The following is a 23356-nucleotide window of genomic DNA, read 5'->3' as shown; positions in this document are numbered from 1 at the left end:
GAGTTAGGCGCCCTGCCCCTCGCCCCGGGCCGCGAAGGCCTCGAAGCGGAAGGTCTTGAGCATGTCCATCACGTCGTGATCGAAGGCCGGCGGGGTCTCGAAGCGTCCGATGATCCAGCCGTAGATGTCGTGATCGTTCTCCTCCATGAGCGCCTCGAGCCGATCGAGTTGCTCTAACGTGAGGAGGTGGACATGGTTGTCCGCGAACGGCCCCAAAATGAGGTCCGCTTCACGAAAGCCCCGATGCCAGGCCCGAAACCTGATCTTCTTAAGTCGCACGTCGTCCATGGGCAGGGCGGATATAGGCGCGCGCCGCTCAATAGGCCAGCGGCTTCGATGCCTTTTCGCCAGCACGCTTCCGCGGGCTTGGATCATCGCCGAGTCCGTTCTAGCTCTCCGCTGATGGAGGGGCCTTGAATGGACATTGTCGAAGACGATCTCGAAGACGCCGGCACGCTTGAGCTCCTGGCGCTCCACCTCGCCGGCATGCACGAACATTCGCCCGCCTGTCACGTCCACGCCTTGGATGTCTCGCGACTGAAAGCGCCGAACGTCACGTTCTGGACCGCCCGCTCAGGCGGACGTGTGGCGGGCATGGCGGCGCTCAGAATGCTCGGCGACGGCAGCGGGGAGTTGAAGTCCATGCGCACCCACCCCGACTTTCTGCGTCAGGGCGTGGCCGCCGCGCTTCTGGAGCACGTCATCACCACGGCTAGGACACGCGGCCTGTCACGCCTTAGCCTGGAGACCGGCAGCGGACCCGGCTTCGACGCGGCGCTGGCCCTCTACCGACGCCGCGGGTTCGAAAACGGGCCGGCGTTCGGGGGCTATGAGGCCAGCGACTTCAATCAGTTCCTGCAGCTCGAACTGACCTGAGAAAAATCCGCCACAGGATGTCGGCTGCGGGCATAGTCCCACGTCCTTAGGCAATGATGAGGACGAGACCCGCCATGCAATACGCGATCCTTTGCTACAATCAGGAAGACGTCGTCGGCGCCTGGACCAAGGAGGAAGACGACGCCGTCATGGCGCGCCTCATGGTCGTGCAGGACAGGTTGTCAAAGCAGGGCAAGCTTGGCCCCGTGGCGCGGCTTCTGCCGACCACCTCCGCCACCACCCTGCGCAAGACCGCCGGCGAGCCCATGGTCATCGACGGCCCCTTCGCGGAGACCAAGGAGCAGTTCTTGGGCTTCTATGTCGTCAATTGCGACACGCTGGACGAGGTCATCGAGATCGCCAAGGAGTTGGCCATCGCCAATCCCGGCGTCGGCTCCTACGAGATCCGGCCCGTGGGCGTGTTCTTCGCCAGAGGCGCTCCCGAGCAATGACCGATCTGGACTGGATCGAGGCGGCGATCACCGCGGCCCGCCCCCAGGCCGTCGGCGCCCTGCTGCGCTACTTCCGAGATTTGGACGCCGCGGAGGAGGCTTTCCAGGAAGCCTGCCTGCGCGCCCTCAAGAGCTGGCCCAGGAACGGCCCGCCCCGCGACGCGGCGGCCTGGCTGATCCTTGTCGGCCGCAACAGTGGCGTTGACGTGGTGCGCAAGCAGGCTCGCCTGACCGCCCTGCCCGACGAGGCCGTCATCTCCGATCTCGACGATGTCGAGGACGGCGTGGCCGAGGGCATCGACGCCGACCAGTACCGCGACGACGTCCTTCGTCTGCTCTTCATCTGCTGCCACCCCGACCTGCCGGCCACCCAGCAGATCGCCCTGGCACTGCGCATCGTCTCGGGCCTGACGGTCAAGCAGATCGCCCGCGCCTTCCTGGTCAGCGAGGCGGCCATGGAACAGCGGATCACCCGCGCCAAGGCCCGCATCGGAGCCGGCGACGCCTCCTTTGAGACCCCAGGCCCCATCGAGCGCGCCGAGCGGTTCGAGGCCGTGGCCGCCATGCTCTACCTCGTCTTCAACGAAGGTTATTCTGGAGCCGCCGACCCGGCCCGCGCTGGCCTGGCGGACGAAGCCATCCGCCTGTCGCGTCTGCTGCTGCGCCTGTTCAAGACCGAGCCGGAGATCATGGGGCTTACCGCCCTGCTCCTGCTGCAGCACGCACGCAGCGCCGCCCGCTTCGACGCCACGGGCGAGATCGTGCTGCTCGACGACCAGGACCGCAGCCTGTGGAACCGCAAGATGATCGCCGAGGGTCTGGCCCTGGTTGATAAGGCCATTCGCCATCAACGCCCCGGCGCCTATCAGATTCAGGCCGCCATCGCCGCCCTGCATGCCCGTGCCGCGACGCCGGACGAGACCGACTGGCCACAGATCGAACGCCTCTATTCGGCGCTGGAGCATATGCAGCCGTCCCCGGTGATCACCCTCAACCGCGCCGTCGCCGTGGCGAAGGTGGCGGGACCGGAGGCCGCCCTGACGATGATCGAGCCCCTGGCCGACCGTCTGGCCAACTACTTCCACTTCCACGGTCTACGCGGCGGTCTGCTGCTGCAGCTCGGCCGGCAGGGCGAGGCGCGCACCGCCTTCGATCACGCCATCGCCCTGGCGGGCTCCCCGGCGGAGGCGGCGCACATTCGAACGCACCTGGACAGGATCTTGAAGGAAAGCGGCGCCCCATGCGGATGACGCGAGAACTCGAAGGCTACATGTCGGCCCTCAACCACCCGATGAGGGCCGAGGTGGAGACCATCCTCGTCGCCCTGCTCTCGTCAGACGCCGACATCGCCGCCGGGGTGAAGTGGAACGCACCCAGCTTCACTTGGAAGGGCGAGGATCGAGTGACCTTCCGCCTGCACCCAAAGGGTTGGCTTCAACTCATCCTGCATCGGGGCGCCCGGCCCCGCGACGGAGCCTTCACTTTCGAGGACCCCACCGGCCTGATCACCTGGCTCGCCAAGGATCGCGGCATGATCGAACTCAAGGACTCTGCGACCGTGGCCGCGCAGCTATCCTCTATCGTCGCCATCTCCCGCGCCTGGATGCTGGCGACCGCCGACTAGAAGAACTTCAGCTTGCCGATCACCTGGCAGGTCGGCTGACCGTTCTCCACCGCGATCTGCGCCGACTTGCCGGCCGGAGGCGCGAAGTAGGTCGACGCGCCGTCCACCGTCACGCCCAACATGTAGGGGCTGGTGAAACGGCAGACCGGATAGGTCTTGCTCGCCCGGCCGCCGTCGGCATGCAGCATGACGCATTCCATATGGCCTAGGCGGCGTTCAATCCGCACGCCCTCGTATTCGGTGATCTTGGGCTTGGGCAGCTTGGCGGTGTCGTAAGCGACCTTGTCGACCACAGCGCAAGGCTCACCCGGAACCGTCCACTCCTGCGCCTGAGCGACGTTGGCGTTGCGCTGTTCGAGCCACTTTGGGACGAACGACGCCGGGATCAGAACCACCAGCCCGATCCCGACCAGCCACAAGAGCGGCGGCTTCTTGCGGGGTTTTTGAACGCCATAGTCCTGAGTCACGCAAATCGCCTCCATCCTTGAGCCCAAAGCTTTGCAAGCCCCACGACGCTCTGACAAGCGGGACAATCTCGCCCGATGCGCGTTAAACACGGACTCATGGCCAAACGTCCGCCCGTCAATAGAACCGTCCGTCCGCCCCAGGGCCTTCCCGACCGCGAGACCCTGCTGAAGTTCCTGCGCGAGGCGGGAGAAGCCGACAAGGCCGACATCGCCCGCGCCTTCGGACTGAAAGGCGCGGACCGCCGGGCCCTGCGCGATATGCTCAAATCGCTCAACGCCGAGGGCGCCCTTGGCAAGCGCGGCCGCAAGGGCTTCGCCGAGCGCGGCGCCCTGCCCGAGGTCGGCGTGGTCGAGGTGGCCGAACGCGATCCCGACGGCGACCTCTACGTCCAGCTCATGCGGGCCGAGGACGCCGACCTGATCCGCCTGGCGCCCGACAGGAATGAGGCCGCCGCCGGCGCCCCCGGCCTGGGCGACCGGCTGCTGGTCCGTTTCGAAAAGCTGGAGAACGGCGAGACCGAGGCGCGGATGATCAAGCGCCTGGGCCAGAGCGCCCACCGCCTGCTCGGCGTTATCCGCAAGCACCGCCGCGAGACCCGCGTCGAGCCCGTGGACCGCAAGATCAAGGAAAGCCTGCTGATTCCCGAGAGCGAGGCCGGCGACCTGAAGGACGGCGATCTCGTCCTCGCCGCCATCGGCCAGTCCTCAAGCCGCTACGGCCCCAAGCAGGGCAAGATTCTGGAAGTCGTCGGGCGCGAGGACGATCCCAAGGCCGCGAGCCTGATCGCCATCCACTCGCACGGCATCCGCACCGGCTTTTCCGAGCAGGCCGAGGCCGAGGCGGAAGCCGCCGACGCCCCGACCCTGGCCGGGCGCGAAGACCTGCGCGACCTGCCTTTTGTCACCATCGACCCCGTGGACGCCCGCGACCACGATGACGCTGTCTATGCTCACCCCGATCCGGAAGAGAAGAACGCCGGCGGCTGGGTGGTCTGGGTCGCCATCGCCGACGTCGCCGCCTATGTCCGCGCCGGCACCGCCCTGGACCGCGAGGCCCGCGAGAAGGGCAACAGCGTCTATTTCCCCGACCGCGTCGAGCCCATGCTGCCCGAGCGCCTGTCCAACGGACTGTGCTCCCTGCGCGAGAATGAGAACCGCGCCACCCTGGCTGTGCGGATGGTCTTTGATCGCACGGGTCGCAAGATCAGCCACCGCTTTGTACGCGGTCTGATGCGCTCGGCCGCCAAGCTGTCCTACGAGCAGGCTCAGAACGCCATCGACGGCAATCCCGACGACAAGGCCGGCCCGCTGCTCGATCCGATCCTCAAGCCGCTCTGGACCGCCTACCGCCTGATGCTCAAGGGCCGCGAAGCTCGCAGCCCGCTGAAAATTCAGAGCGAAGAACGCAAGATCGCCATCAGCCCGGAGGGCGAGGTCGTCTCCATCGCCCGCCGCGTCTCCCTCGAAGCACACCAACTTATCGAGGAGATGATGATCCAGGCCAACGTCTCGGCCGCCGAGACGCTAGAGGGCAAGAAGACGCCCCTGATCTACCGTGTTCACGACACCCCCAGCCAGGAGAAGGTGTTCAGCCTTGCCGACTTTCTCGGCACCCTGGGCATCAACTGGAACAAGGGCGAGGCGCCGCGCACCGACCGCTTCAACGCGCTGCTCGACGAGACTCGCGACGGTCCGCACAGCGATATCGTCAACGAGGTCGTCCTGCGCACCCAGATGCAGGCCCACTATTCCACCGACAATATCGGCCACTTCGGCCTGAACCTGGACCGTTACGCCCACTTCACCAGCCCGATCCGCCGCTACGCCGACCTGATCGTCCACCGGGGCCTGATCCGCGCCCTGGGCCTGGGGACCGACGGCCTGACCGACCAGGACATCAGCCAGCTACGCGACACGGCCGAGCACATCACCCATTCGGAGCGCCGCGCCATGGCCGCCGAGCGGGACGCCACCGACCGCTACGTCGCCGCCTTCCTGCAGGACCACGTCGGCGCCGAGTTCGCGGGCCGCATCACCGGGGTCACCCGCTTTGGCCTGTTCATCCGTCTGGCCGAGACCGGGGCGGACGGCCTGGTGCCCGTCTCGACCCTGGGCAACGAGTACTTCGTCCACGACGATCGCATGCACGCCCTGGTGGGCGAGCGCACCGGCCGCCGCTGGCCCCTGGGGATGATGGTGGACATCAAGCTGATCGAGGCCACGCCCGTCACCGGCGGCCTGGTGTTCGAGATGCTCAGCGAGCCCATGCCGGCCGACAAGAACGCGCCCGCGCCACGCCTGGGGGTGCGCAAGCGCGGCGGACCGCCCCCCGGCGTGCGCCTGGGCAAGAACGCCGGCAAGGGCAATCGCAAGGACAAGGGCGCGCCCAAGAAGAAGGGCGCGCGCAAGCGGTAGCCCCTACTTGGCCGCCTTGGAGTCCAGATAATCGAGCGCCAGGGTGACGTGCGCCTTCACGCCCGTCTCCAACACCTTCTCGTCGATGTCGAAATAGGGCGAGTGGTTCACCGGGCTTTCACCCGCCTTGTACTGCGCCTTGCGTCCGCCAAGCTGCAGGTACAGCCCCGGAACCTTCTGGGCGAAGAACGAGAAGTCCTCGGCGCCGGTCACCAGATCGCCGTTCGGTTCGATCTTGCCGCCAGTCGCGCGCACCAGGCTCGGCTCCGCCCACTTGGTCAGCGCAGGATCGTTGTAGGTCACGGGGTAGAAGCCGCTGAAGCCCACCTCCGCCGTCGCGCCCCAGACGGCGGCGATGTTGGTCACCGTCTTGCTGATCCGCGCTTTGACGTCCTTGTTCCGCTCGTCGGAGAAGGTCCGCAGCGTGCCTTCCATCACCAGATCTTCGGGAATGATGTTGTTGCGAACGCCGCCATGGATCGTGGCGATGGTGATGATGGTCGGCGAGGCCGCCACGTCCAACTGACGCGCCGCGACGCCGTTCAGGGCGGTGATCATCTCGGCCGCGGCCGATGACAGGTCAACGCCGCTCCAGGGACGCGCGCCGTGGGTCTGCCGGCCCTTCAGTTTGATGGTGATGCGGTCGACGCTGGCGTAGAATCCGCCCGACCGCCAGTTCAGAGTTCCGGGCTCACCGGGACCGATATGAATGCCGAACACGGCGTCGACCTTGGGGCTTTCCAGCACGCCTTCCTTGACCATCAGTTCGGCGCCGCCGATTCCGGCTCCGGCCTGCATCCCCTCTTCCGCCGGCTGGAAGATCAGCACGACCGTCCCTTGGATCTGGTCCTTCATGCCGGCCATGATTTCAGCCGCACCCATCAGCATGGCCACATGGGTGTCATGACCGCAGGCGTGCATGACGGGCACCTCCTTGCCCTCCCACATCCCCTTGGCCTTGGAGGCGAAGGGCAGGCCGGTCTTCTCCTCGACCGGAAGACCGTCCATGTCGGCCCGCAGGGCGACCACGCCGCCAGGCTTGCCGCCCTTCAGCACCCCGACGACGCCCGTCTTGGCCACGCCGGTGCGCACCTCAAAGCCAAGGTCCTTCAGGTGCTTGGCGACGATCGCCGCCGTGCGGGTCTCCTGCTCGCCCAGTTCGGGGTGCTGGTGGAAATCCCGCCGCCAGGTGACGACCTTGGGCTGGATCTTCGCCGCCGCGGCCGCGATCTCCTCGGTGGTGGCCGCCTGAGCCGCCTGTCCCGAAACCAGCACGGCCGCAGCCGCCAAACCCAAATTCACAACGCGCATTGTTTTGATCCCCGCAACATTCGGGTGGCAAAGTCCCCGGCGTTGCGGGCGCGGTCAAGCTGATCGCACGATTGACGTTACGGCGCCTCTTTTCGCATCAGCAGAACGGCTTAACCTGCCTGCCATGGCCGAACCGACTCTGGACGCCGAATACGACCCGCTGACCCACGGCGCCTTGCGCAAGGCTGGGGCCGCCGCCGTAGTCACCCGCCACGCCGCCACCCTGATCGTGGTCAAGCGTGACGACGGGCCCCCGCGCCTGCTCATGGGTCGTCGCAACGGCGGCCACGCCTTCATGCCGGGCAAGTGGGTGTTTCCCGGGGGGCGCATCGACCGCACCGACTTCATCGCCCCCGCCGGAACGGACCTGAACCCCAAGGTCGCATCACAGCTCGCGCAAGCGCAGCGCCACGCCAGCCCCACCCTGCCCCGCGCGCTGGCCATGGCCGCCGTCCGCGAAACCTTCGAGGAGGCCGGGCTTTTGCTGGCCAAGCCCGCGCCGCCCAGACCAGGCGCCGGCCCCTGGCGCGACTTCCTGGCGGTAGGCGCCGCGCCGGACCTGTCGGCCCTGACCTATGTGGCCCGCGCCATCACCCCGCCCTATCGGCCACGCCGCTTCGACGCCCGCTTCTTCATGGCCGAGGCCGATCGCTTGATGAGCCTGGAGCGTCTGCCGGACGGCGAGTTGGACGAGATCGCCTGGCTGGCGCTGGATGAGGCCCTGGCTTTGGAGGAACTGCCCGCCATCACCCGCTTCGTCGTGCAGGAGGTGGCCGAGCGTCTTAAGCAGCCCGACCGCCCGATTCCTTACATGCGCTTCCTCAACGGGCGACGGAAGCTGGTCTACCTCTAGTCCGCCAGCGGCTTGGTCAGGTCGAAATCCACCCGGAAATGACGGTTGGGCCGCTTCAGCTCATAGGCGAATGCGTGACCGGGATGGACCTCGACCGCCCACACATTGGTCACGGACGCCGGATTGCCCTTGGTCGTGAACAGATCCTTTGAAAAAGCGTCGGCCGGAAACTCCTGGCGCATCGACGTGCCGACCGAGGCGGTGTCGCCGCCGTACTGGCTCAGAACATCCTCGGTCCCGTCTTCATGGCGGTGATCGTGCTTCAGGCGCAGGCCCGTCGCCGTCCTAGTGATCACCCAGGTCCGCGACTTGTCGGTCCCCACATGGAAAGGAATGCGAATCTCGCTCGCCGAGCAGTCCCGCACATGCATGGTCATGGGCTGGGTGGCCATGGCGGCGTCCGCCTGATCGGTGGTGACGAGCTTGCCAGCGAATCGCTTTCCGCACAGGGCCGTCAGGTTCTGGAAGAAGGCCTCTTGCGGCGCTGGCGCGCTTGCGGTGGAAAGAGCCGCCATGGCGGCGAGAACGGTGCTGTACATCATGCGCTGACACTAGATCGACTAAGCCGTTGACTTCCAGCGCTCCTTGAGTATTTTCCGCGCCTCTCAAGTTTTTGGGCGCGCGGGTCTCGCGCACCTGCGCAGGATTCGATCATGGCTAAGCCGGCTTCCATCAAGATCCGCCTCAACTCGACGGCGGACACCGGGTTCTTCTACGTCGCGAAGAAGAACGCCCGCACCAAGACCGAGAAGCTCGTGCTGAAGAAGTACGACCCGGTCATCCGCAAGCACGTGGAATTCCGCGAAGGCAAGATCAAGTAGATCGGCCTTAGCGCTGCTATTTTGAAACGCCCGGTCCCGCGACCGGGCGTTTTTCGTTTCTGGCCTTGAGATGGACTGTCGCTAGGATGCCGGCATGACGCGCCTTCTCGGCCTCGCCGCCGCCCTTTGCCTCCTTACCGCCTGCGCCGCCCCGCCGGCCAAGGTCGAGGCCGCCACGCCGGAATACGGCTATCAGGTGGTCCAGGCCCTGCCGCACGATCCCAAGGCCTTCACCCAGGGCCTCTTCTACAAGGACGGCGCGTTCTACGAGAGCACCGGCCAGCACGGCCAATCCTCGATCCGCAAGGTCGATCCGGCGACCGGCCGCGTTCTCCAGATCCAGCCGCTGGACCAGCAGTACTTCGGCGAAGGCATCATCGACGCCGGCGACCGGATCGTGCAACTCACCTGGCGGCACGAGGTCGGCTTCATCTATGGCCTGGGCGACTTTAAACCCCAGGGGCGGTTCACCTACGCGGGCGAAGGCTGGGGCCTGACCCGCGACGATCGCCGCCTGTTCATGAGCGACGGCACCGCCGACATCCGCATCCTTGATCCCAAGACGCTGCAGGAGACCGGCCGCATCCACGTCACCGACGCCGCCGGCCGGCCTGTCGATCAGCTGAACGAGCTGGAATGGGTCAAGGGTGAGATCTACGCCAACATCTGGCAGACCGACCTCATCGCCCGCATCGACCCCGCCAGCGGCAAGGTGACAGGCTGGATCAATCTGTCCGGCTTGCTGCCCGACACCGACCGCGCCGGCGCCGATGTCTTGAACGGCATCGCCTACGACGCCGTGGCCGACCGTCTGTTCGTCACCGGCAAGCTGTGGCCCAAGATGTTCGAGATCAAGCTGACCCCGCCGGCCAAGCCCTAGGCCGCCCTGGCGATCACGCGGTTGCGGCCGGACGCCTTGGCTTCATAAACCGCGCTGTCGGCCCGCTTCAGCAGGGCTTCGGGCGTATCGGTCTCGTCCAGGGTCGCCGCCACGCCGATGGAGATGGTCGCCGTCAGCAGCTCCGCCCCGCCGGAAACCCGGAACGGCGAGCCCGCCACGTGGGTGCGGATACGCTCGGCGATACGTTGCGCGTCCTCCAGGCGGGTGTCCGGCATGATCACCGTGAACTCCTCGCCGCCATAGCGGCACGGCAGGTCGATGGCCCGCACGTTGGACGCCAGGCGCACCGCGAACTCGCGCAGCACCTCGTCGCCCACGTCGTGACCGAAGGTGTCGTTGATCTGCTTGAAGTGATCGATGTCGATCATCATCGCCGCCACCGGCTCGCCACCGCGCACGGCCCGCGTCACCAGGGCGCCCAGCTGCCCCACCATGTAGCGGCGGTTGTGCAGGCCGGTCAGCTGATCGGTGACCGCCAGCTCCAGCGAATGGTCGAGGTTGTCGCGCAGAAAATCGGTGTAGCGCTTGCGCTTGATCTGGGTCCTCGCCCGCGCCGCCAGTTCCTGCGGATCGATGGGCTTGGTCAGGATGTCATTGACGCCGATCTCCAGCGCCTTGACCAGTCGGGCGCGGTCATCGGGATCGACGATGGTGATCACTGGAATATGCCGGGTCGTCTCGTCCGACCGCAGGGCCGCGGCGAAACGCAGGCCATCGAAGGCCTTGGCCGTGGCGTTGACCAGCACCAGGTCAACAGGCCCGTGAGCGGCCACCTGCGCCTTATCGATATCGCTTTCCCAGACCGGGCGATGGTCCAGGGACAGTTCGTCCACCAATCGGCTGGCCTGGCGCTCGTTGTCATCGACGATCAGCACCCGTCCGCCCGTCCCGCCCAGGCGCGCGGCGGCGCCGGCGATGACCCCGATACGACGGCCCGAGGCTTCGCGCTGGCGAAGTTCGTCGATCACCAGCTTCAGGCGCGTCAGACTGCGCACGCGCGCCATCAGCAGGACATCGTCGATGGGCTTGGTAAGAAAGTCGTCGGCCCCGGCTTCAAGCCCGGCGATGCGGTCGGCCCGGCCGTCCAGCGCCGTGACCAGCACCACGGGGATGTGGCGAGTGGCGGGGTCATCCTTCAGCCGGCGACAGACGGCAAAGCCGTCCATGCCAGGCATCATGACGTCCAGAAGGATGATGTCCGGCCGCTGTTCGGCGGCCATGGCCAGGGCGGTGACGCCGTCGTAGGCGTAGCTGACGTCGTAATACTCCGCCGTCAGCTTGGCTTCGAGCAGACGGACATTGGCCTCGATGTCATCGACGACCAGAATGCGCGCGCTCACATCTCCCCCTTAGCCCGATGTTGCTCCGGTCAGCCCAGGAAGCGTCGAATCGTCTCGAGGAAGTGTGATACGGAAATCGGCTTCGAGATATAGGCCTCGCACCCGCCTTCACGGATGCGCTCCTCGTCGCCCTTCATGGCGAACGCGGTCACCGCGACGACGGGGATGTGCGAAAGATCGTCGTCTTCCTTCAGCCACTTGGTGACTTCCAGCCCCGAAATCTCCGGAAGCTGGATGTCCATGAGGATCAGGTCCGGACGATGTTCACGCGCCATGGCGAGCGCCTGCAGACCCTCGCGGGTCTCCAGGGTGTCGTACCCTTGGGCCTCGAGCAGATCATGAAAGAGCTTCATGTTCAGCTCGTTATCCTCGACGATGAGGACCTTCTTCGTCATCCTGACTCCGAACGCGGCGGCCGACGCGGGAAATGCTCCGCGCCATCTACGGCTTGCCTAGGTGCCACGGATATCCTTAAGCCCGCGCTAATTACGATCGAACCGGGACACATCGGTCCCAAAATGGGAGTCTAGCGTGGAGCAGCGGGTTTCTGACCTCGACGCCGCCAGGGTCGATCCCCACGCACCCCTGCTGATTGTAGACGTGGACGAGGTGATCGCCCACTTCGTCGGCGGCTTCTCGGCCTTCCTGAATCGTCACGGCTTCGAGCTACGCACCGATCGCTACGCCCTGTTCCAGAACATCTTCCGCCCCGGCGAGACCGATCATCTGGACATGGCCATCGGCTACCAGCTCTACAACGACTTCTTTTCCGAAGGCTCCGACGACCTGCCGCCGGTCGAGGGCGCGGCCGACGCCCTGGCGACACTGTCGATGAAGGCCGGCGTGGTCATCCTGACCAACGCCCCCGAATGCGGCCGCCATCCCCGCGCCGCCTGGCTCAAGAAGCACGGCTTCGACTATCCCATGGTCATCGGCTCCGGCCCCAAGGGCGAGCCCGCCGCCGCCCTCGCCGCCCGCACCACGGGCCGGTCCGCCTTCATCGACGATCTGCTCAGCAACCTGGACTCAGTGGAGCAGGTCGCACCCGCCATCAGCCGCTTCCAAATCGTCGCCCATCCGGAGCTGCGCCACCTGGCGCCCACCGCCCCGGATCGCCACGCCCGCTTCCACGAATGGACCGAGCTGCATCCGGCGCTGGAGAAGGCCCTGTGGCCGGCCTGACAGCCCTCTGCCGCGACTGTGGCTGGACGGGCCAGATGGGACCTAAGGTCTCCCCTCGCCGCTGCCCGTCCTGCAATGGTTTTCGCGTCGTTGCCCACGAGGAGCTGGCGACCCTGTCCATGGCCCACATGGACTGTGACGCCTTCTATGCGTCGGTCGAAAAGCGCGACAATCCAGAGCTTCGCGACGTCCCCGTCATCGTCGGCGGCGGCAAGCGAGGCGTCGTCACCACCTGCTGCTACATCGCCCGGGTCAGCGGCGCCCGCTCGGCCATGCCGATGTTCAAGGCTCTGGCCCTTTGCCCCAACGCCGTGGTCATCAAGCCCAACTTCGCCAAGTACAAGGAAGCCAGCCGCGCCATCTTCGGCCGGGTGGAGAATCTGACGCCCCTGGTCCAGCGCCTGTCCCTGGATGAAGCCTGGATCGACATGGCGGGGACAGAGCGCCTGCACGGCGCCCCTCCGGCCGTGATCCTGGCGCGCCTTCAGGCCGAGATCGAGCGCGAGGTCGGCCTGACCGTCTCCATCGGCCTGGCCCCCAACAAGTTCCTGGCCAAGATCGCCTCCGACCTCGACAAGCCCCGCGGCTTCTCCGTGATCGGCGGGGCCGAGGCCAAAAGCTTCCTGGCCTCCCGACCCATAGGCATCCTGCCCGGCGTCGGCCCCGCCTCGATCAAGTCGATGGAGGCCGCGGGCTTCAAGACCGTGGGCGATATCGCCGCCGCCGACCCCAAGGATCTGGTCAAGCGCTTCGGCGCCCATGGCCTTCGCCTGTCGCAGCTGGCCCAGGGCCGTGACGCTCGCGCCGTCGATCCTGACCACAGCCGCAAGACCATCAGCGCCGAGACCACCTTCAACGACGACCTGCACCGCATCGCCGACCTGGAGGACATGCTCTGGCCGCTCTGCGAGAAGGTCGCCCGCCAGGCCCGCGCCGAAGGGGTCGCCGGTCGCGTCGCCGCGCTCAAGCTGCGCACCCCCGATTTCAAGATCCACACCCGGCGCCGCACCCTCGCCGTGCCGACCCAGACGGCCAAGACCCTGTTCGCCGTCGTTCGAGAGCTGTTGGCAGCCGAACCGCCCGGCGCGGCGTATCGCCTCATCGGCGCGGGCCTCACCGAGTTCGTCGACGCCGAGCAAGCCGCCTCGGACTTTTTCGCCGGCGATGAGCGCCGGGCCCTGTCGGGCGAGAAGGCGGCCGATTCGCTGCGGGCGCGCTTTGGGGCCGCCGCATTGGTCACAGGTCGTGCGCTGCGCCGCAAAAAGTGATCGTTCAAGACCCTGATTTCGCGGTCGCAAAAAAGAAGTGTCGAAGAGGACCCTTCCAAAGCGCCGCGCTTTTCATATCTAATCCCAAGAACGACGGACTGCTTCGTCCTGTCGGGAGACCTTGATTGATGCCGGAGCGAGCAGGCGCAGGACAGAACAACGGGGCGGGTTCGGCCATCGTCACCCAGACGAAACCGAAGACGCAGAAGCCTTCGCTGTACCGCGTGCTCATCCTGAACGACGACTACACGCCGATGGAATTCGTCGTGTACGTCCTCGAACGCTTCTTCAACAAGAACCGCGAGGAAGCGACTCGCATCATGCTCCACGTTCATCAGAACGGCGTCGGAGTGTGCGGCGTGTTCACTTACGAAGTCGCGGAAACCAAGGTCGCCCAAGTCACGGACACAGCCCGCCGGCACCAGCATCCGCTGCAGTGCACCATGGAAAAGGACTAGGAGACTCGATGCCGTCTTTTTCGCGTCCTCTCGAGGAATCCCTGCATCGCGCAGTGGCCTACGCCAACCAGCGCAAGCACGAGTACGCCACGCTTGAGCACTTGCTGCTCTCGCTGACGGACGACGAGGACGCCGCCGGAGTTATGCGCGCCTGTGACGTTGATCTCGTCGCGCTCAAGAAAAGCCTCACCAACTATCTCGACGTCGAACTGAAATCCCTGATCGTCGAGGACGGTGAAGACGCCAAACCCACCGCCGGCTTCCAGCGCGTGATCCAGCGCGCCGTCATCCACGTGCAGTCTTCGGGCCGCGACGAGGTGTCGGGCGCCAATGTCCTCGTCGCCATCTTCTCGGAGCGCGAGAGCCACGCCGCCTACTTCCTGCAAGAGCAGGACATGACCCGCTACGACGCGGTCAACTTCATCGCCCACGGCATCGCCAAGAAGGCCGGAGCCTCCGAAGCCAAGGCCGCCAAGGGCGCCACTGTCGAGAACGACGAGGACAAGCCCGCCGTGAAGACCGGCGGCGAAGCCCTCGAAGCCTACTGCGTGGACCTCAACGAAAAGGCCAAGCAGGGCAAGGTTGATCCGCTGATCGGCCGCGCGGCGGAAGTCGAGCGCGCCATCCAGATCCTGTGCCGCCGCACCAAGAACAATCCGCTGCTCGTGGGCGACCCCGGCGTCGGCAAGACCGCCATCGCCGAAGGCCTGGCCCGCAAGATCATCACCGGCCAGGTGCCGGAGGTGCTGGCGGAGGCCACCATCTTCTCGCTCGACATGGGGGCGCTGCTGGCCGGCACCCGCTATCGCGGCGACTTCGAGGAACGCGTCAAGCAGGTGGTCAAGGAACTGGAGAACCACCCCAACGCGGTGCTCTTCATCGACGAGATCCACACCGTGATCGGCGCCGGCGCCACCAGCGGCGGAGCCATGGACGCGTCCAATCTCCTGAAGCCGGCCCTGGCCTCGGGCACCCTGCGGTGCATGGGCTCGACCACCTACAAGGAGTTCCGCCAGCACTTCGAGAAGGACCGCGCTCTCGTGCGTCGCTTCCAGAAGATCGACGTGAACGAGCCGACGGTCGAGGACACGATCAAGATCCTCAAGGGCCTGAAGACCTACTACGAGGACTTCCACAAGCTGAAGTACACCAACGACGCCCTCAAGGTCGCCGTTGAGCTGTCGGCCCGCTACATCTCCGACCGCAAGCTTCCGGACAAGGCGATCGACGTGATCGACGAAGCCGGCGCGTCCCAGATGCTGCTGCCGGAAGGCCGTCGCAAGAAGGTCCTGGGCGTCAAGGAGATCGAAGGCGTCGTCGCCAAGATCGCCCGCATCCCGCCCAAATCCGTGTCGAAGTCCGACACCGAAGCCCTGCGTCAGCTCGACACCGATCTGAAGCGCGCGGTCTTCGGCCAGGACGAAGCCCTCAACCAGCTGTCCAGCGCCATGAAGCTGGCCCGCGCCGGACTTCGTGACCCCAACAAGCCCATCGGCTGCTACCTGTTCACCGGCCCCACCGGCGTCGGCAAGACCGAAGCGGCCAAGCAGCTGGCCTCCACCCTCGGCATCGAGATGCTTCGCTTCGATATGTCCGAGTATATGGAGCGCCACACGGTCAGCCGTCTCATCGGCGCGCCTCCCGGCTATGTGGGCTTCGATCAGGGCGGTCAGTTGACCGACGCGGTCGACCAGCACCCGCACGCCATCGTCCTCCTCGACGAGATCGAAAAGGCGCACCAGGACGTCTACAACATCCTGCTGCAGGTGATGGATAACGGCGGCCTGACCGACAGCAACGGCAAGAAGGTCGATTTCCGCAACGTGGTCCTGATCATGACCACCAATGCGGGCGCCTCCGACGCCCAACGCCAGTCGATCGGCTTTGGCCGCGGCAAGGTGGACGGCGAGGAAGAAGCGGCGCTCAAGCGCATCTTCACACCTGAGTTCCGCAACCGCCTGGACGCCATCGTCAACTTCAAGCCGCTGGACCAGGACGTCATCCGTCAGGTCGTGCAGAAGTTCGTCATGCAGCTCGAGGCCCAGTTGGCCGACCGCAACGTGACCATCGAACTGTCCGACGACGCGGCCGACTGGCTGGCCAAGAACGGCTTCGACGAGCTCTACGGCGCGCGCCCCCTGGCCCGCGTCATCCAGGAGCACATCAAGAAGCCCCTGGCCGACGACATCCTGTTCGGACGCCTCGCCAAGGGCGGCCACGTCAAGGTCATCCTCAAGGACGCCAAAATCGCCTTCGAGATCGAAGACGGCCCCGGCGTCGTCGAGGACACGGCGGAAGAGCCCGCCACGCCCAAGCGTCGGCGCAAGAAGCCGGACGACGCCCTGGCCTAGAGCCTGGCGTCATCGACAGTCTATCGAGCGGGAAGCGTCGCAAGGCGCTTCCCGTTTTCTTTGGGATATCGTCGTGTCCCCTTCCCATGGACGAAGCAGCTCCACCCGCCCCTTCATCGACTTTGGGGAAAGTCTGCTTTGCAGCCTATCCTCGTCGCGTCTAGACTCTGGCGATGGACATCAGGTGGGCCAATTCGGGAGATGCAGAAACAGTCGCTCTCCTCCACACAACGAGTTGGCGCGATGCCTATGCAAGCATCCTGAGCCCCGAGTTTCTTGCCGGACCCATCGAGCAAGATCGTCTGGATTTTTGGGCTTCAAGATTTGCGTCTGGTCGGCCCGAACAAGCGATCTTTTTGGCCGAGGAACAGCGGTCGCCTGTGGGCTTCGTGTGCGTGCTCGGTGATGACGATGCGATGTTCGGAAGTCTCATCGACAATCTGCACGTCGCGCCGCCCTACCGAGGACGCGGCGTTGGAGAGCAACTGCTTTCGAAGGCGGCGAGCTGGATCAGTGACGCTAGCGCGTCGTCCGGAATCTATCTGTGGGTGTTTGAGGCCAATGTTGCGGGCCGGCGCTTTTACGCGAGACTAGGCGGCAAGGAAGTCGAACGCAGCGTTTCAGCTCTACCCAGTGCGAAGGGGCAAGCTGTCCTGAGGGTCACATGGGATTCGGCGGCGGCCCTGAAATCTATCTAAGGCGCGCTTTTCACCTCGTAAGGAACGATCACTACGTCCGCTCGCGGGCGCGGCCGACCTTTGCCAGAGGCGGTGTATCTCCCTCACTTCTAGGGCGAGGATGACGGCGCTATCCGAACTGCAAAGCGCCAGTCCCTCTCCCTCGGCGGGAGTGGGACCGAGTGCGAGGGTGATGGCCCAGCGGACCGAAACTCAACCACGCCAAAATCCCCGACTTTGCATCACGAAAGGGCGTCTCCGCCTGCACCGCAGACCGCCGTTCTCGAATCGCGTCAGATAACGCCAAGCACAACGCCTAGGAACGGGACGCCCCTTGGAAACCCAGCTGTTCGAGCGTCTCAAGCTCCAGGGCTACACACCCGCAACCTTGCTCGACATCGGCGCCAACGTCGGGATGTTCAGCTACGCCTTCCTGCAGGTGTATCCGCACTGCGTGCCGACCATGATCGAGCCCAATCCCCATTGCGAGGAGCGCCTGGCCCAGCTGCCGTTCGAACGGCACATGGTCGCCGCCTCCAACGAGAATGGCGAGGCCGAGCTGTTCCTGACCAAGGAATGGCTGCAATCCACCGGCAGCTCCCTCTACCGGGAAAACTCGCACCACTTCCGCGACGAGGTCGTCATTCGTCAGCCCGTGCCCAAGGCGCGGCTCGACGACCTGCTCGCCGGCCGCCGGTTCGACTTCGTCAAGATCGACACCCAGGGCGCAGAGCTCGATGTGCTTCAGGGCGGCAGGCAGGTGATCGGCCAGGCCGACTATGTCCTCGTCGAGGTGTCCCTGGCCGACTACAACCCCGGCGCCGGACGGGCTGAGGAGATTTTCGCCGAACTGGCCGCCATGGGCTTTGTGACCATGGAGCCCCTCAAACTCTTCCGCTGGCAAGGCGAGCGCGAGGGCAAGGTGGTCCAGGTCGACTGCCTGTTCGAGCGTCGGGTCCCCCGCCCCACTCAAGGGTCGGCCCTGAAGGCCCTCAACGACGTCCAGGGCCTCGTTGCACACCTGGCCGGTCAGCGGGCTAGCAATCCCAATTTCCGTGTCCTCCAGCTTGGCGCGCCGGCCTTTTCGCTGCCGGACGGCTTGCCCAGCGCATCGTTCGGTCCGGCGAAGGCGCCGCTTCAGTTCGACGGCGACCTGGATGACGAGGATGCCTGGCGCCCTCTCCTTGCGCACGTGGCCCGCCACGGTCGGTTTTCTTACGCCCTTTGCACGCATGTGCTGCCGCGTCTCGCCAACCCTGGCCTGCTGCTGAGCATGTCACCGCTGGTGGCCGAGGCCGGCTTCATCTCCACACCGTCACGGCAATTGGAAAGCCTGCGTCCCGAGGGCCCCTATCGGGGTTATCTGCAGCACCGCTGGATCCTGGATCAGTTCGAAAACCGCCTGACCCTAGCTCCCAAGCTTGGCCTGTTGGAACATGCCGCCCTTGAGCACGAAGCGGCCTTCGCCGAACAACCGGCGCGTTTCGAGCTGCAGACCTTCTGGCGGGGCGCGCTGGACATCCGACGCCTGGACGACGCCGAGCTTCCGCGGGCCGCCTTTATCGACCGCTACATGGCCTTCCTCAATCGCCCCTAGCGAGGGGCGTCTAGGCGACCGCCTGGCGTATCCCGGACATAAGCTCCAGCGCGCTGAACGGCTTGGACACATGCAGATCAGCGCCGGCGGTCACGGCTTCATGCTGATGCGTCGCCAGCGCATTGGCGCTGAGCATGATGACCGGCGTGCGCGTCAGGCCAAGCTGCGCTTCAAGCGCGCGTATCTCCCGGGTCGCGGTCAAACCGTCCATTCTTGGCATCTGCATATCCATCAGCACCACATCGAACCGGTCGGATGAGAAGGCGCCGATCGCCGCGAGCCCATCACCCACGGTGACCACCTCGGCGCCCATGCCCGCCAGCATGATCTGCGCCACCCGCTGGTTCGTGGGGTGATCCTCGACCAGGAGCACCCGCAACGGCCGTTCGGAAATAGGCGTCAGCAAGGGCGAACCGAACGGGTCGGGAGCAGCCTCGGCGATCGTGGGCGCGACAAGGGGAAGCTGCAGTGAAACTGTGAAGCGGCTGCCAACCCCCGGCTCCGAGGCGACGGTGATCTCACCGCCCATCATGTCCACCAGCGAACGACAGATCGAAAGCCCAAGACCGGTCCCGCCGAAACGTCGGCTGATCGACTCGTCGGCTTGACTGAACCGTGTGAAGAGCGCGGGAGCCGCGTCGGGGTCGAAGCCGATACCGGTGTCCTCGACCTCAAAGATGATGTCGGCCGTAGCTCCGTTGCCAATCCCCCTCACCCGGAAGGTCACGCCGCCCGTCTGCGTGAACTTGATGGCGTTGGACAGCAGGTTATTGACGATCTGTCCGATGCGCGTGCTGTCGCCGAGGTAACGGGCGGCCGGATCGGCGTCACAGTCGATTTCGAATGTCAGCCCCTTGGCTTCCGCGCGATATCGCATGACCTCGATACACGAATGCAGCGCCTTCGCCAGATCGAACGGACGGCTCTCCAACGGCAGTTGGCCAGCCTCGATCTTGGATACGTCCAGGAAGTCGGACACCAGCCGCTCCAGCGTTGCGCCGGACTCCTGCACAAGGCGCACCATCTCCGCCTGCTCGGGATTGAGCGGCGTGCGCGACAGGGCGTCGACGATGCCGATGACGCCGCTCAAAGGCGTACGAATCTCATGGCTGATATTGGCCAGGAAGTCGGACTTGGCGCGATTGGCCGCCTCGGCGGCGGCCTTGCTCTCGGTCATCTGGCGCTCGGCCGCCACACGGTCGGTGACGTCGCGGGCGACGCCATAGATTCGATCGCCAAACCGTTGGGCGCGCCATTCCAGCGTCCGGTAGTGACCATCCTTGTGACGGTACCGGTTCACGAAGCCCAGGACGGGATCGCCCTCCTTGCGCCCTTCGACTTCAACCACGCTGTTCAGGGTTCCCGGCATATCATCGGGGTGAACCAGGCGCAGGAGGGGACGCCCCTCCATCTCCTCGGGCGCGTGACCAAGCTGCGACTGCCAGGACCGGCTGGCTTTGAGCACCACGCCGCTGAGATCGCGAATGACAAGAAGGTCCAGCGAGACATCGAAGAAGGTGCTGGCGTCGACAAGCCCCTCCTCCCGGACCGGCGGCCTATCCATGATCGAATCCCCGAACCATCCCCACTCCTTAGCTTGAGGGGGTTATAGTTAAAAACGGGCTCTTGCCGGGCGTCAGTTCGAATTTTCTCGTTCGTCAAAAGTCACGAATGTGTCGTCCGCGTCATAGATTCCACCTCCGCGCGACTTGTACCCTGATGTCAGAATCACCCGCGAGGTGACGGGGGACGCCTCAAAAGGCGCCTAATGGGGACACGACACATCATGACCATCACGCGCTCCAGCCTGCTTTGCGCCAGCGCCTTGGCCAGCGTCTTCACGCTCGGCCTCGCGGCTCCCGCCGTCGCCCAGGACGTCGCCGAGGTTTCGGAAATTCTCGTCACCGGTTCGCGGATCGCCCGCAAGGACTATGTGTCCGAAAGCCCGATCGTAACGGTCGGCCAGGATCAGATCACCGCCACCGGCATGGTGACCATCGAAAACACCCTGAACCAATTGCCCCAGTTCGTCGGCTCCAACGGCGCCGGCACTAACAGCACCAACTTCGTCACCACGCCTGGCCAGGCCTACGCCAACCTGCGCGGCCTTGGCCCGACGCGCACTCTGGTGCTGCTGGACGGCCGCCGCATGGTCGCTGGCAATCCCAACGCCGTGGTCGATCTGAACACCGTCCCGACCTTCCTGATCGACACCATCGAGACGATCACCGGCGGCGCCTCTGCGGTCTATGGCTCGGACGCTATCGCCGGCGTCGTGAACTTCAAGCTGAAGCGCAACTTCGAAGGCTTCCAGCTCGACGCCCAGTACGGCCTGACCGACGAGAACGACGGCGGCCAGACGACGGTCAGCCTCGGCTGGGGCAAGAACTTCGACCGCGGCAATATCGCAATCGCCGGCAGCTATGAGGAGCGCGAAGGCCTGGTGGCCTCCGATCGCGACTGGGCGGCCATTGGCTATTCCATCCTCAACACCGGCCTGACTCCGTCCGGCGCGGCGACCATTCCGGACGGCCGCTTCGACCCAACCTCAAACGCTGGCGGGGCCGCCAACCTGCCAACCCAGTCGGCCATGGACGCCGTCTTCGCCCGCTATGGCCTCGCCGCCGGCTCAGTGGCGCGCGGCGCCAACCTTAGCTTCAACAGCGACGGCACCCTGTTCTCGACCTCTCCGGTCCGCAACTATCGCGGCGTCCAGATGCCCGGCTACGACGCCAGCAGCTACACCTTCAACAGCGCCGACTATCGCTACCTGAACCTGCCTTTGGAGCGCTGGTCGCTATTCGCCAACGGGCGCTACGACCTCGCCGATACGGTCGAGGCCTATGGCACGGTCTCCTACGTCACCTACGACGTCTCGCGTCAGCTTGGCCCGGCCTCGGCCTCTGACGGCGCGCCTCCGGGGCCCGATATCGTGGTGCCGACCACCAATCCCTACATCCCCGAGGACCTGCGCACCCTGCTCGCCTCGCGGGCCAACCCGACCGCTGCCTTCTATCCGCGTCGCGCCTTCAACGAGGTCGGCGGCCGCTTGGCCGACAACACCTACGAGACCTTCCAGGTCGTCGCCGGCCTGCGCGGCGACGTGGGCGTGCGCGACTGGAAATGGGACGTCTACGCCAGCTACGGCGAGATGAACCACACGGAGGATCAGTACGGAAACGTCAGCCGAGCCGCCATGCGCACGCTGACCTTCGCGCCGGACGGCGGGGCTTCCATCTGCGGCGGCTTCAACATCTTCGGGGCCGGCAAGGTCAGCCCCGGGTGCGCCGCCTACATCGCCCGTGATGTCACCAATGACACCTCGATCACCCAGAGCGTCGTCGAAGGCTATGTCACCGGCGGCCTCTTCGCTCTCCCCGCCGGGGACCTGAAATTCTCCGCCGGCGCGCAATATCGCAAGGACGAGTTCGACTACGCCCCCGACGCCCAGTTGCAGGGGCCGGACCTCGTCGGCTTCAACCCGGCCGTTCCGGTCAAGGGCGATATCTCGTCCAAGGAAATCTACGGCGAACTGCTGGTCCCGCTGCTGGCCGACCTGCCGCTGATCCGCAGCCTGGAAGTCACCCTGGGCGGACGTATCGCCGACTACAACACCACCGGCACCGCCAAGGCCTGGAAGGCCGACGGGACCTGGCGTCCGATCGACTCCTTGCTGGTCCGCGGCGGCTACCAGCGCGCCGTACGCGCGCCCAACATCGCCGAGCTTTTCTCGCCGCAATCCCTGGGCTTCTCGGGCGTCGGCACGCCCGGCGGTTCGACCACGGCTGGCGATCCCTGCGACAGCCGCTCGCAATACCGCGCCGGCGCCAACGCTAGTCAGGTGCAGGCGCTCTGCCTTGCACAGGGTGTGGCGGCGGGCATCTATCAGGGCTTCCAGCAGTCCTCTACCCAGGTCGAGATCCTCACCGGCGGCAATCCGAATCTGACTGAGGAGACCGCGGACAGCTTCACCATCGGCGCCGTCTGGTCGCCCATGGTGGACCAGCCGTTCCTGCGTCGGCTCAGCCTCGCGGTCGACTATTACGACATCGAGGTCAAGGACATGGTCGGGACCCTGGCTGTCTCCACCATCGTGCCGTCGTGCTTCAACAGCGACGGCTCCAATCCGACCTATGACCCCAACAACTTCTACTGCTCGCTGTTCCGCCGCCTGCCGAACGGCAACATCACCGGCGTCCAGCTGAACCAAGTCAATCTGGCCGGCCAGAAGACCGCGGGCGTCGACGTCCAGTTCGACTGGGGCTTTGATCTGGCGGACCTTGGCCTGTCTCAATCCGCCGGTTCGCTGGCCTTCAACGTCGTGGTCAGCAAGCTGGAGGAGTTCAAGAAACAGAACCGCCCCGGCGCGGCCTACATTGAATACGCCGGCAGCATCGGGGGCGATCTGTCCGGCGCGGCCCTGCCGGAATGGAAGTCGACCTCGTCGGTCACCTATTCGGTCGGCCCGATGAAGGCCAGCCTGCGCTGGCGGCACATTGACGGCATGCTTGATACGCGCAGCATCCCCGTCTTCAGCGCCACGGCCCTGAATGCACCCGAGTATGACATCTTCGACTTCTACGGGACCTGGGCCCTGGACGAGCGTTCGACCCTGCGCTTTGGCGTCAACAACATCGGCGACGAAAACCCGCCGTATTATACGAGCTACTCCAACTCCAATACCGACCCATCGACCTACGACGTGCTCGGTCGCCGCATCTTCTTCGGCGTCAACGCCAAGTTCTGATCGGCCTTTGACGGGA

The 23356-nt window shown here is 65.5% G+C and carries 22 protein-coding genes; 15 read left to right on the top strand and 7 right to left on the bottom strand.

The annotated features are described in order from the left end of the window. Positions 1 to 3: 3 nt before the first annotated feature. Positions 4 to 375 (bottom strand): FAD assembly factor SdhE, encoded by a 372-nt coding sequence (locus O5K31_RS09010; protein WP_332367280.1) that lies wholly within the window; start codon positions 373 to 375, stop codon positions 4 to 6. A gap of 42 nt (positions 376 to 417) precedes the next feature. Between O5K31_RS09010 and O5K31_RS09005 the strand changes: the two genes are divergently transcribed. The 4 genes from O5K31_RS09005 to O5K31_RS08990 all read left to right on the top strand — a co-directional run bounded on the left by O5K31_RS09005 (position 418) and on the right by O5K31_RS08990 (position 2952). Then, on the top strand, positions 418 to 876 hold the full coding sequence (locus O5K31_RS09005) for a GNAT family N-acetyltransferase (protein ID WP_269716959.1): 459 nt from the start codon (positions 418 to 420) through the stop codon (positions 874 to 876). Between the two features lie 74 nt (positions 877 to 950). Further along, positions 951 to 1328, top strand: coding sequence for a YciI family protein (locus O5K31_RS09000; RefSeq protein WP_269716958.1), 378 nt, complete (start codon positions 951 to 953; stop codon positions 1326 to 1328). Next, positions 1325 to 2578 (top strand): RNA polymerase sigma factor, encoded by a 1254-nt coding sequence (locus tag O5K31_RS08995; RefSeq protein ID WP_269716957.1) that lies wholly within the window; start codon positions 1325 to 1327, stop codon positions 2576 to 2578. Before O5K31_RS09000 ends, O5K31_RS08995 begins: the two co-directional genes overlap by 4 nt. Continuing rightward, positions 2569 to 2952 carry a DUF1801 domain-containing protein gene (locus O5K31_RS08990; RefSeq protein WP_269716956.1) on the top strand — a complete coding sequence of 128 codons (384 nt, stop codon included), beginning with the start codon at positions 2569 to 2571 and terminating at the stop codon, positions 2950 to 2952. Before O5K31_RS08995 ends, O5K31_RS08990 begins: the two co-directional genes overlap by 10 nt. On the opposite strand, the gene O5K31_RS08985 is transcribed toward O5K31_RS08990, so the two are convergent. Beyond that, positions 2949 to 3419 carry a hypothetical protein gene (locus tag O5K31_RS08985; protein WP_269716955.1) on the bottom strand — a complete coding sequence of 157 codons (471 nt, stop codon included), beginning with the start codon at positions 3417 to 3419 and terminating at the stop codon, positions 2949 to 2951. The two genes, O5K31_RS08990 and O5K31_RS08985, sit on opposite strands and share 4 nt — an antisense overlap. A gap of 96 nt (positions 3420 to 3515) precedes the next feature. On the opposite strand from O5K31_RS08985, the gene rnr reads away from it, so the two are divergent. Continuing rightward, the gene (gene rnr / locus O5K31_RS08980) at positions 3516 to 5834 is read left to right on the top strand and encodes a ribonuclease R (RefSeq protein ID WP_269716954.1); all 2319 of its coding nucleotides are present in this window, start codon (positions 3516 to 3518) and stop codon (positions 5832 to 5834) included. 3 nt (positions 5835 to 5837) lie between these two features. Here the strand turns inward: rnr and O5K31_RS08975 are convergent, their stop codons facing one another. Then, positions 5838 to 7145: an amidohydrolase gene (locus O5K31_RS08975; protein ID WP_269716953.1), complete on the bottom strand. Its 1308-nt coding sequence runs from the start codon at positions 7143 to 7145 to the stop codon at positions 5838 to 5840. Between the two features lie 124 nt (positions 7146 to 7269). On the opposite strand from O5K31_RS08975, the gene O5K31_RS08970 reads away from it, so the two are divergent. Then, positions 7270 to 7998: an NUDIX hydrolase gene (locus tag O5K31_RS08970; RefSeq protein WP_269716952.1), complete on the top strand. Its 729-nt coding sequence runs from the start codon at positions 7270 to 7272 to the stop codon at positions 7996 to 7998. Here O5K31_RS08970 and O5K31_RS08965 read toward each other — a convergent pair. After that, on the bottom strand, positions 7995 to 8540 hold the full coding sequence (locus O5K31_RS08965; protein WP_332367279.1) for a hypothetical protein: 546 nt from the start codon (positions 8538 to 8540) through the stop codon (positions 7995 to 7997). The genes O5K31_RS08970 and O5K31_RS08965 overlap by 4 nt on opposite strands. 111 nt (positions 8541 to 8651) lie before the next feature. Here O5K31_RS08965 and rpmG point away from each other — a divergent pair, with 111 nt between their 5' ends. Together rpmG and O5K31_RS08955 are read left to right on the top strand one after the other, a co-directional pair. Next, positions 8652 to 8819, top strand: a complete 168-nt coding sequence (gene rpmG, locus O5K31_RS08960; protein ID WP_269716951.1) for a 50S ribosomal protein L33 — start codon at positions 8652 to 8654, stop codon at positions 8817 to 8819. A 94-nt stretch (positions 8820 to 8913) separates the two neighbouring features. Further along, positions 8914 to 9699 carry a glutaminyl-peptide cyclotransferase gene (locus O5K31_RS08955; RefSeq protein ID WP_269716950.1) on the top strand — a complete coding sequence of 262 codons (786 nt, stop codon included), beginning with the start codon at positions 8914 to 8916 and terminating at the stop codon, positions 9697 to 9699. Here O5K31_RS08955 and O5K31_RS08950 read toward each other — a convergent pair. Then, positions 9696 to 11060 carry a PleD family two-component system response regulator gene (locus O5K31_RS08950; RefSeq protein ID WP_269716949.1) on the bottom strand — a complete coding sequence of 455 codons (1365 nt, stop codon included), beginning with the start codon at positions 11058 to 11060 and terminating at the stop codon, positions 9696 to 9698. The genes O5K31_RS08955 and O5K31_RS08950 overlap by 4 nt on opposite strands. A 29-nt stretch (positions 11061 to 11089) precedes the next feature. After that, a complete protein-coding gene (locus tag O5K31_RS08945) occupies positions 11090 to 11455 on the bottom strand; it encodes a response regulator (protein WP_269716948.1) in 366 nt (121 codons plus the stop codon). A 136-nt stretch (positions 11456 to 11591) separates the two neighbouring features. Between O5K31_RS08945 and O5K31_RS08940 the strand changes: the two genes are divergently transcribed. The 6 genes from O5K31_RS08940 (at position 11592) to O5K31_RS08915 (ending at position 18593) form a co-directional block, all read left to right on the top strand. Next, positions 11592 to 12242 (top strand): hypothetical protein, encoded by a 651-nt coding sequence (locus tag O5K31_RS08940; protein WP_269716947.1) that lies wholly within the window; start codon positions 11592 to 11594, stop codon positions 12240 to 12242. Then, positions 12239 to 13510: a DNA polymerase IV gene (locus O5K31_RS08935; RefSeq protein ID WP_269717033.1), complete on the top strand. Its 1272-nt coding sequence runs from the start codon at positions 12239 to 12241 to the stop codon at positions 13508 to 13510. The genes O5K31_RS08940 and O5K31_RS08935 overlap by 4 nt, the downstream gene beginning before the upstream one ends. A 128-nt stretch (positions 13511 to 13638) precedes the next feature. After that, positions 13639 to 13968 (top strand): ATP-dependent Clp protease adapter ClpS, encoded by a 330-nt coding sequence (gene clpS, locus O5K31_RS08930; RefSeq protein WP_269717032.1) that lies wholly within the window; start codon positions 13639 to 13641, stop codon positions 13966 to 13968. Positions 13969 to 13976: 8 nt separating this feature from the next. Next, positions 13977 to 16319: an ATP-dependent Clp protease ATP-binding subunit ClpA gene (gene clpA / locus O5K31_RS08925; RefSeq protein ID WP_269716946.1), complete on the top strand. Its 2343-nt coding sequence runs from the start codon at positions 13977 to 13979 to the stop codon at positions 16317 to 16319. Between the two features lie 173 nt (positions 16320 to 16492). After that, positions 16493 to 17017 carry a GNAT family N-acetyltransferase gene (locus O5K31_RS08920; RefSeq protein WP_269716945.1) on the top strand — a complete coding sequence of 175 codons (525 nt, stop codon included), beginning with the start codon at positions 16493 to 16495 and terminating at the stop codon, positions 17015 to 17017. Between the two features lie 313 nt (positions 17018 to 17330). Beyond that, positions 17331 to 18593 carry an FkbM family methyltransferase gene (locus O5K31_RS08915; protein ID WP_269716944.1) on the top strand — a complete coding sequence of 421 codons (1263 nt, stop codon included), beginning with the start codon at positions 17331 to 17333 and terminating at the stop codon, positions 18591 to 18593. 10 nt (positions 18594 to 18603) lie between these two features. On the opposite strand, the gene O5K31_RS08910 is transcribed toward O5K31_RS08915, so the two are convergent. Continuing rightward, positions 18604 to 20157 (bottom strand): PAS domain-containing hybrid sensor histidine kinase/response regulator, encoded by a 1554-nt coding sequence (locus O5K31_RS08910; RefSeq protein ID WP_269716943.1) that lies wholly within the window; start codon positions 20155 to 20157, stop codon positions 18604 to 18606. A gap of 222 nt (positions 20158 to 20379) precedes the next feature. On the opposite strand from O5K31_RS08910, the gene O5K31_RS08905 reads away from it, so the two are divergent. Next, positions 20380 to 23340: a TonB-dependent receptor plug domain-containing protein gene (locus O5K31_RS08905; protein WP_269716942.1), complete on the top strand. Its 2961-nt coding sequence runs from the start codon at positions 20380 to 20382 to the stop codon at positions 23338 to 23340. Positions 23341 to 23356 lie beyond the last annotated feature (16 nt).

The sequence above is a fragment of the Caulobacter sp. NIBR2454 genome (assembly GCF_027474405.1).
Taxonomy (GTDB): Bacteria; Pseudomonadota; Alphaproteobacteria; order Caulobacterales; family Caulobacteraceae; genus Caulobacter.
The sequence above is the reverse complement of the archived record's forward strand: the minus strand, read 5'-3'. Positions and strand labels throughout refer to the sequence as shown.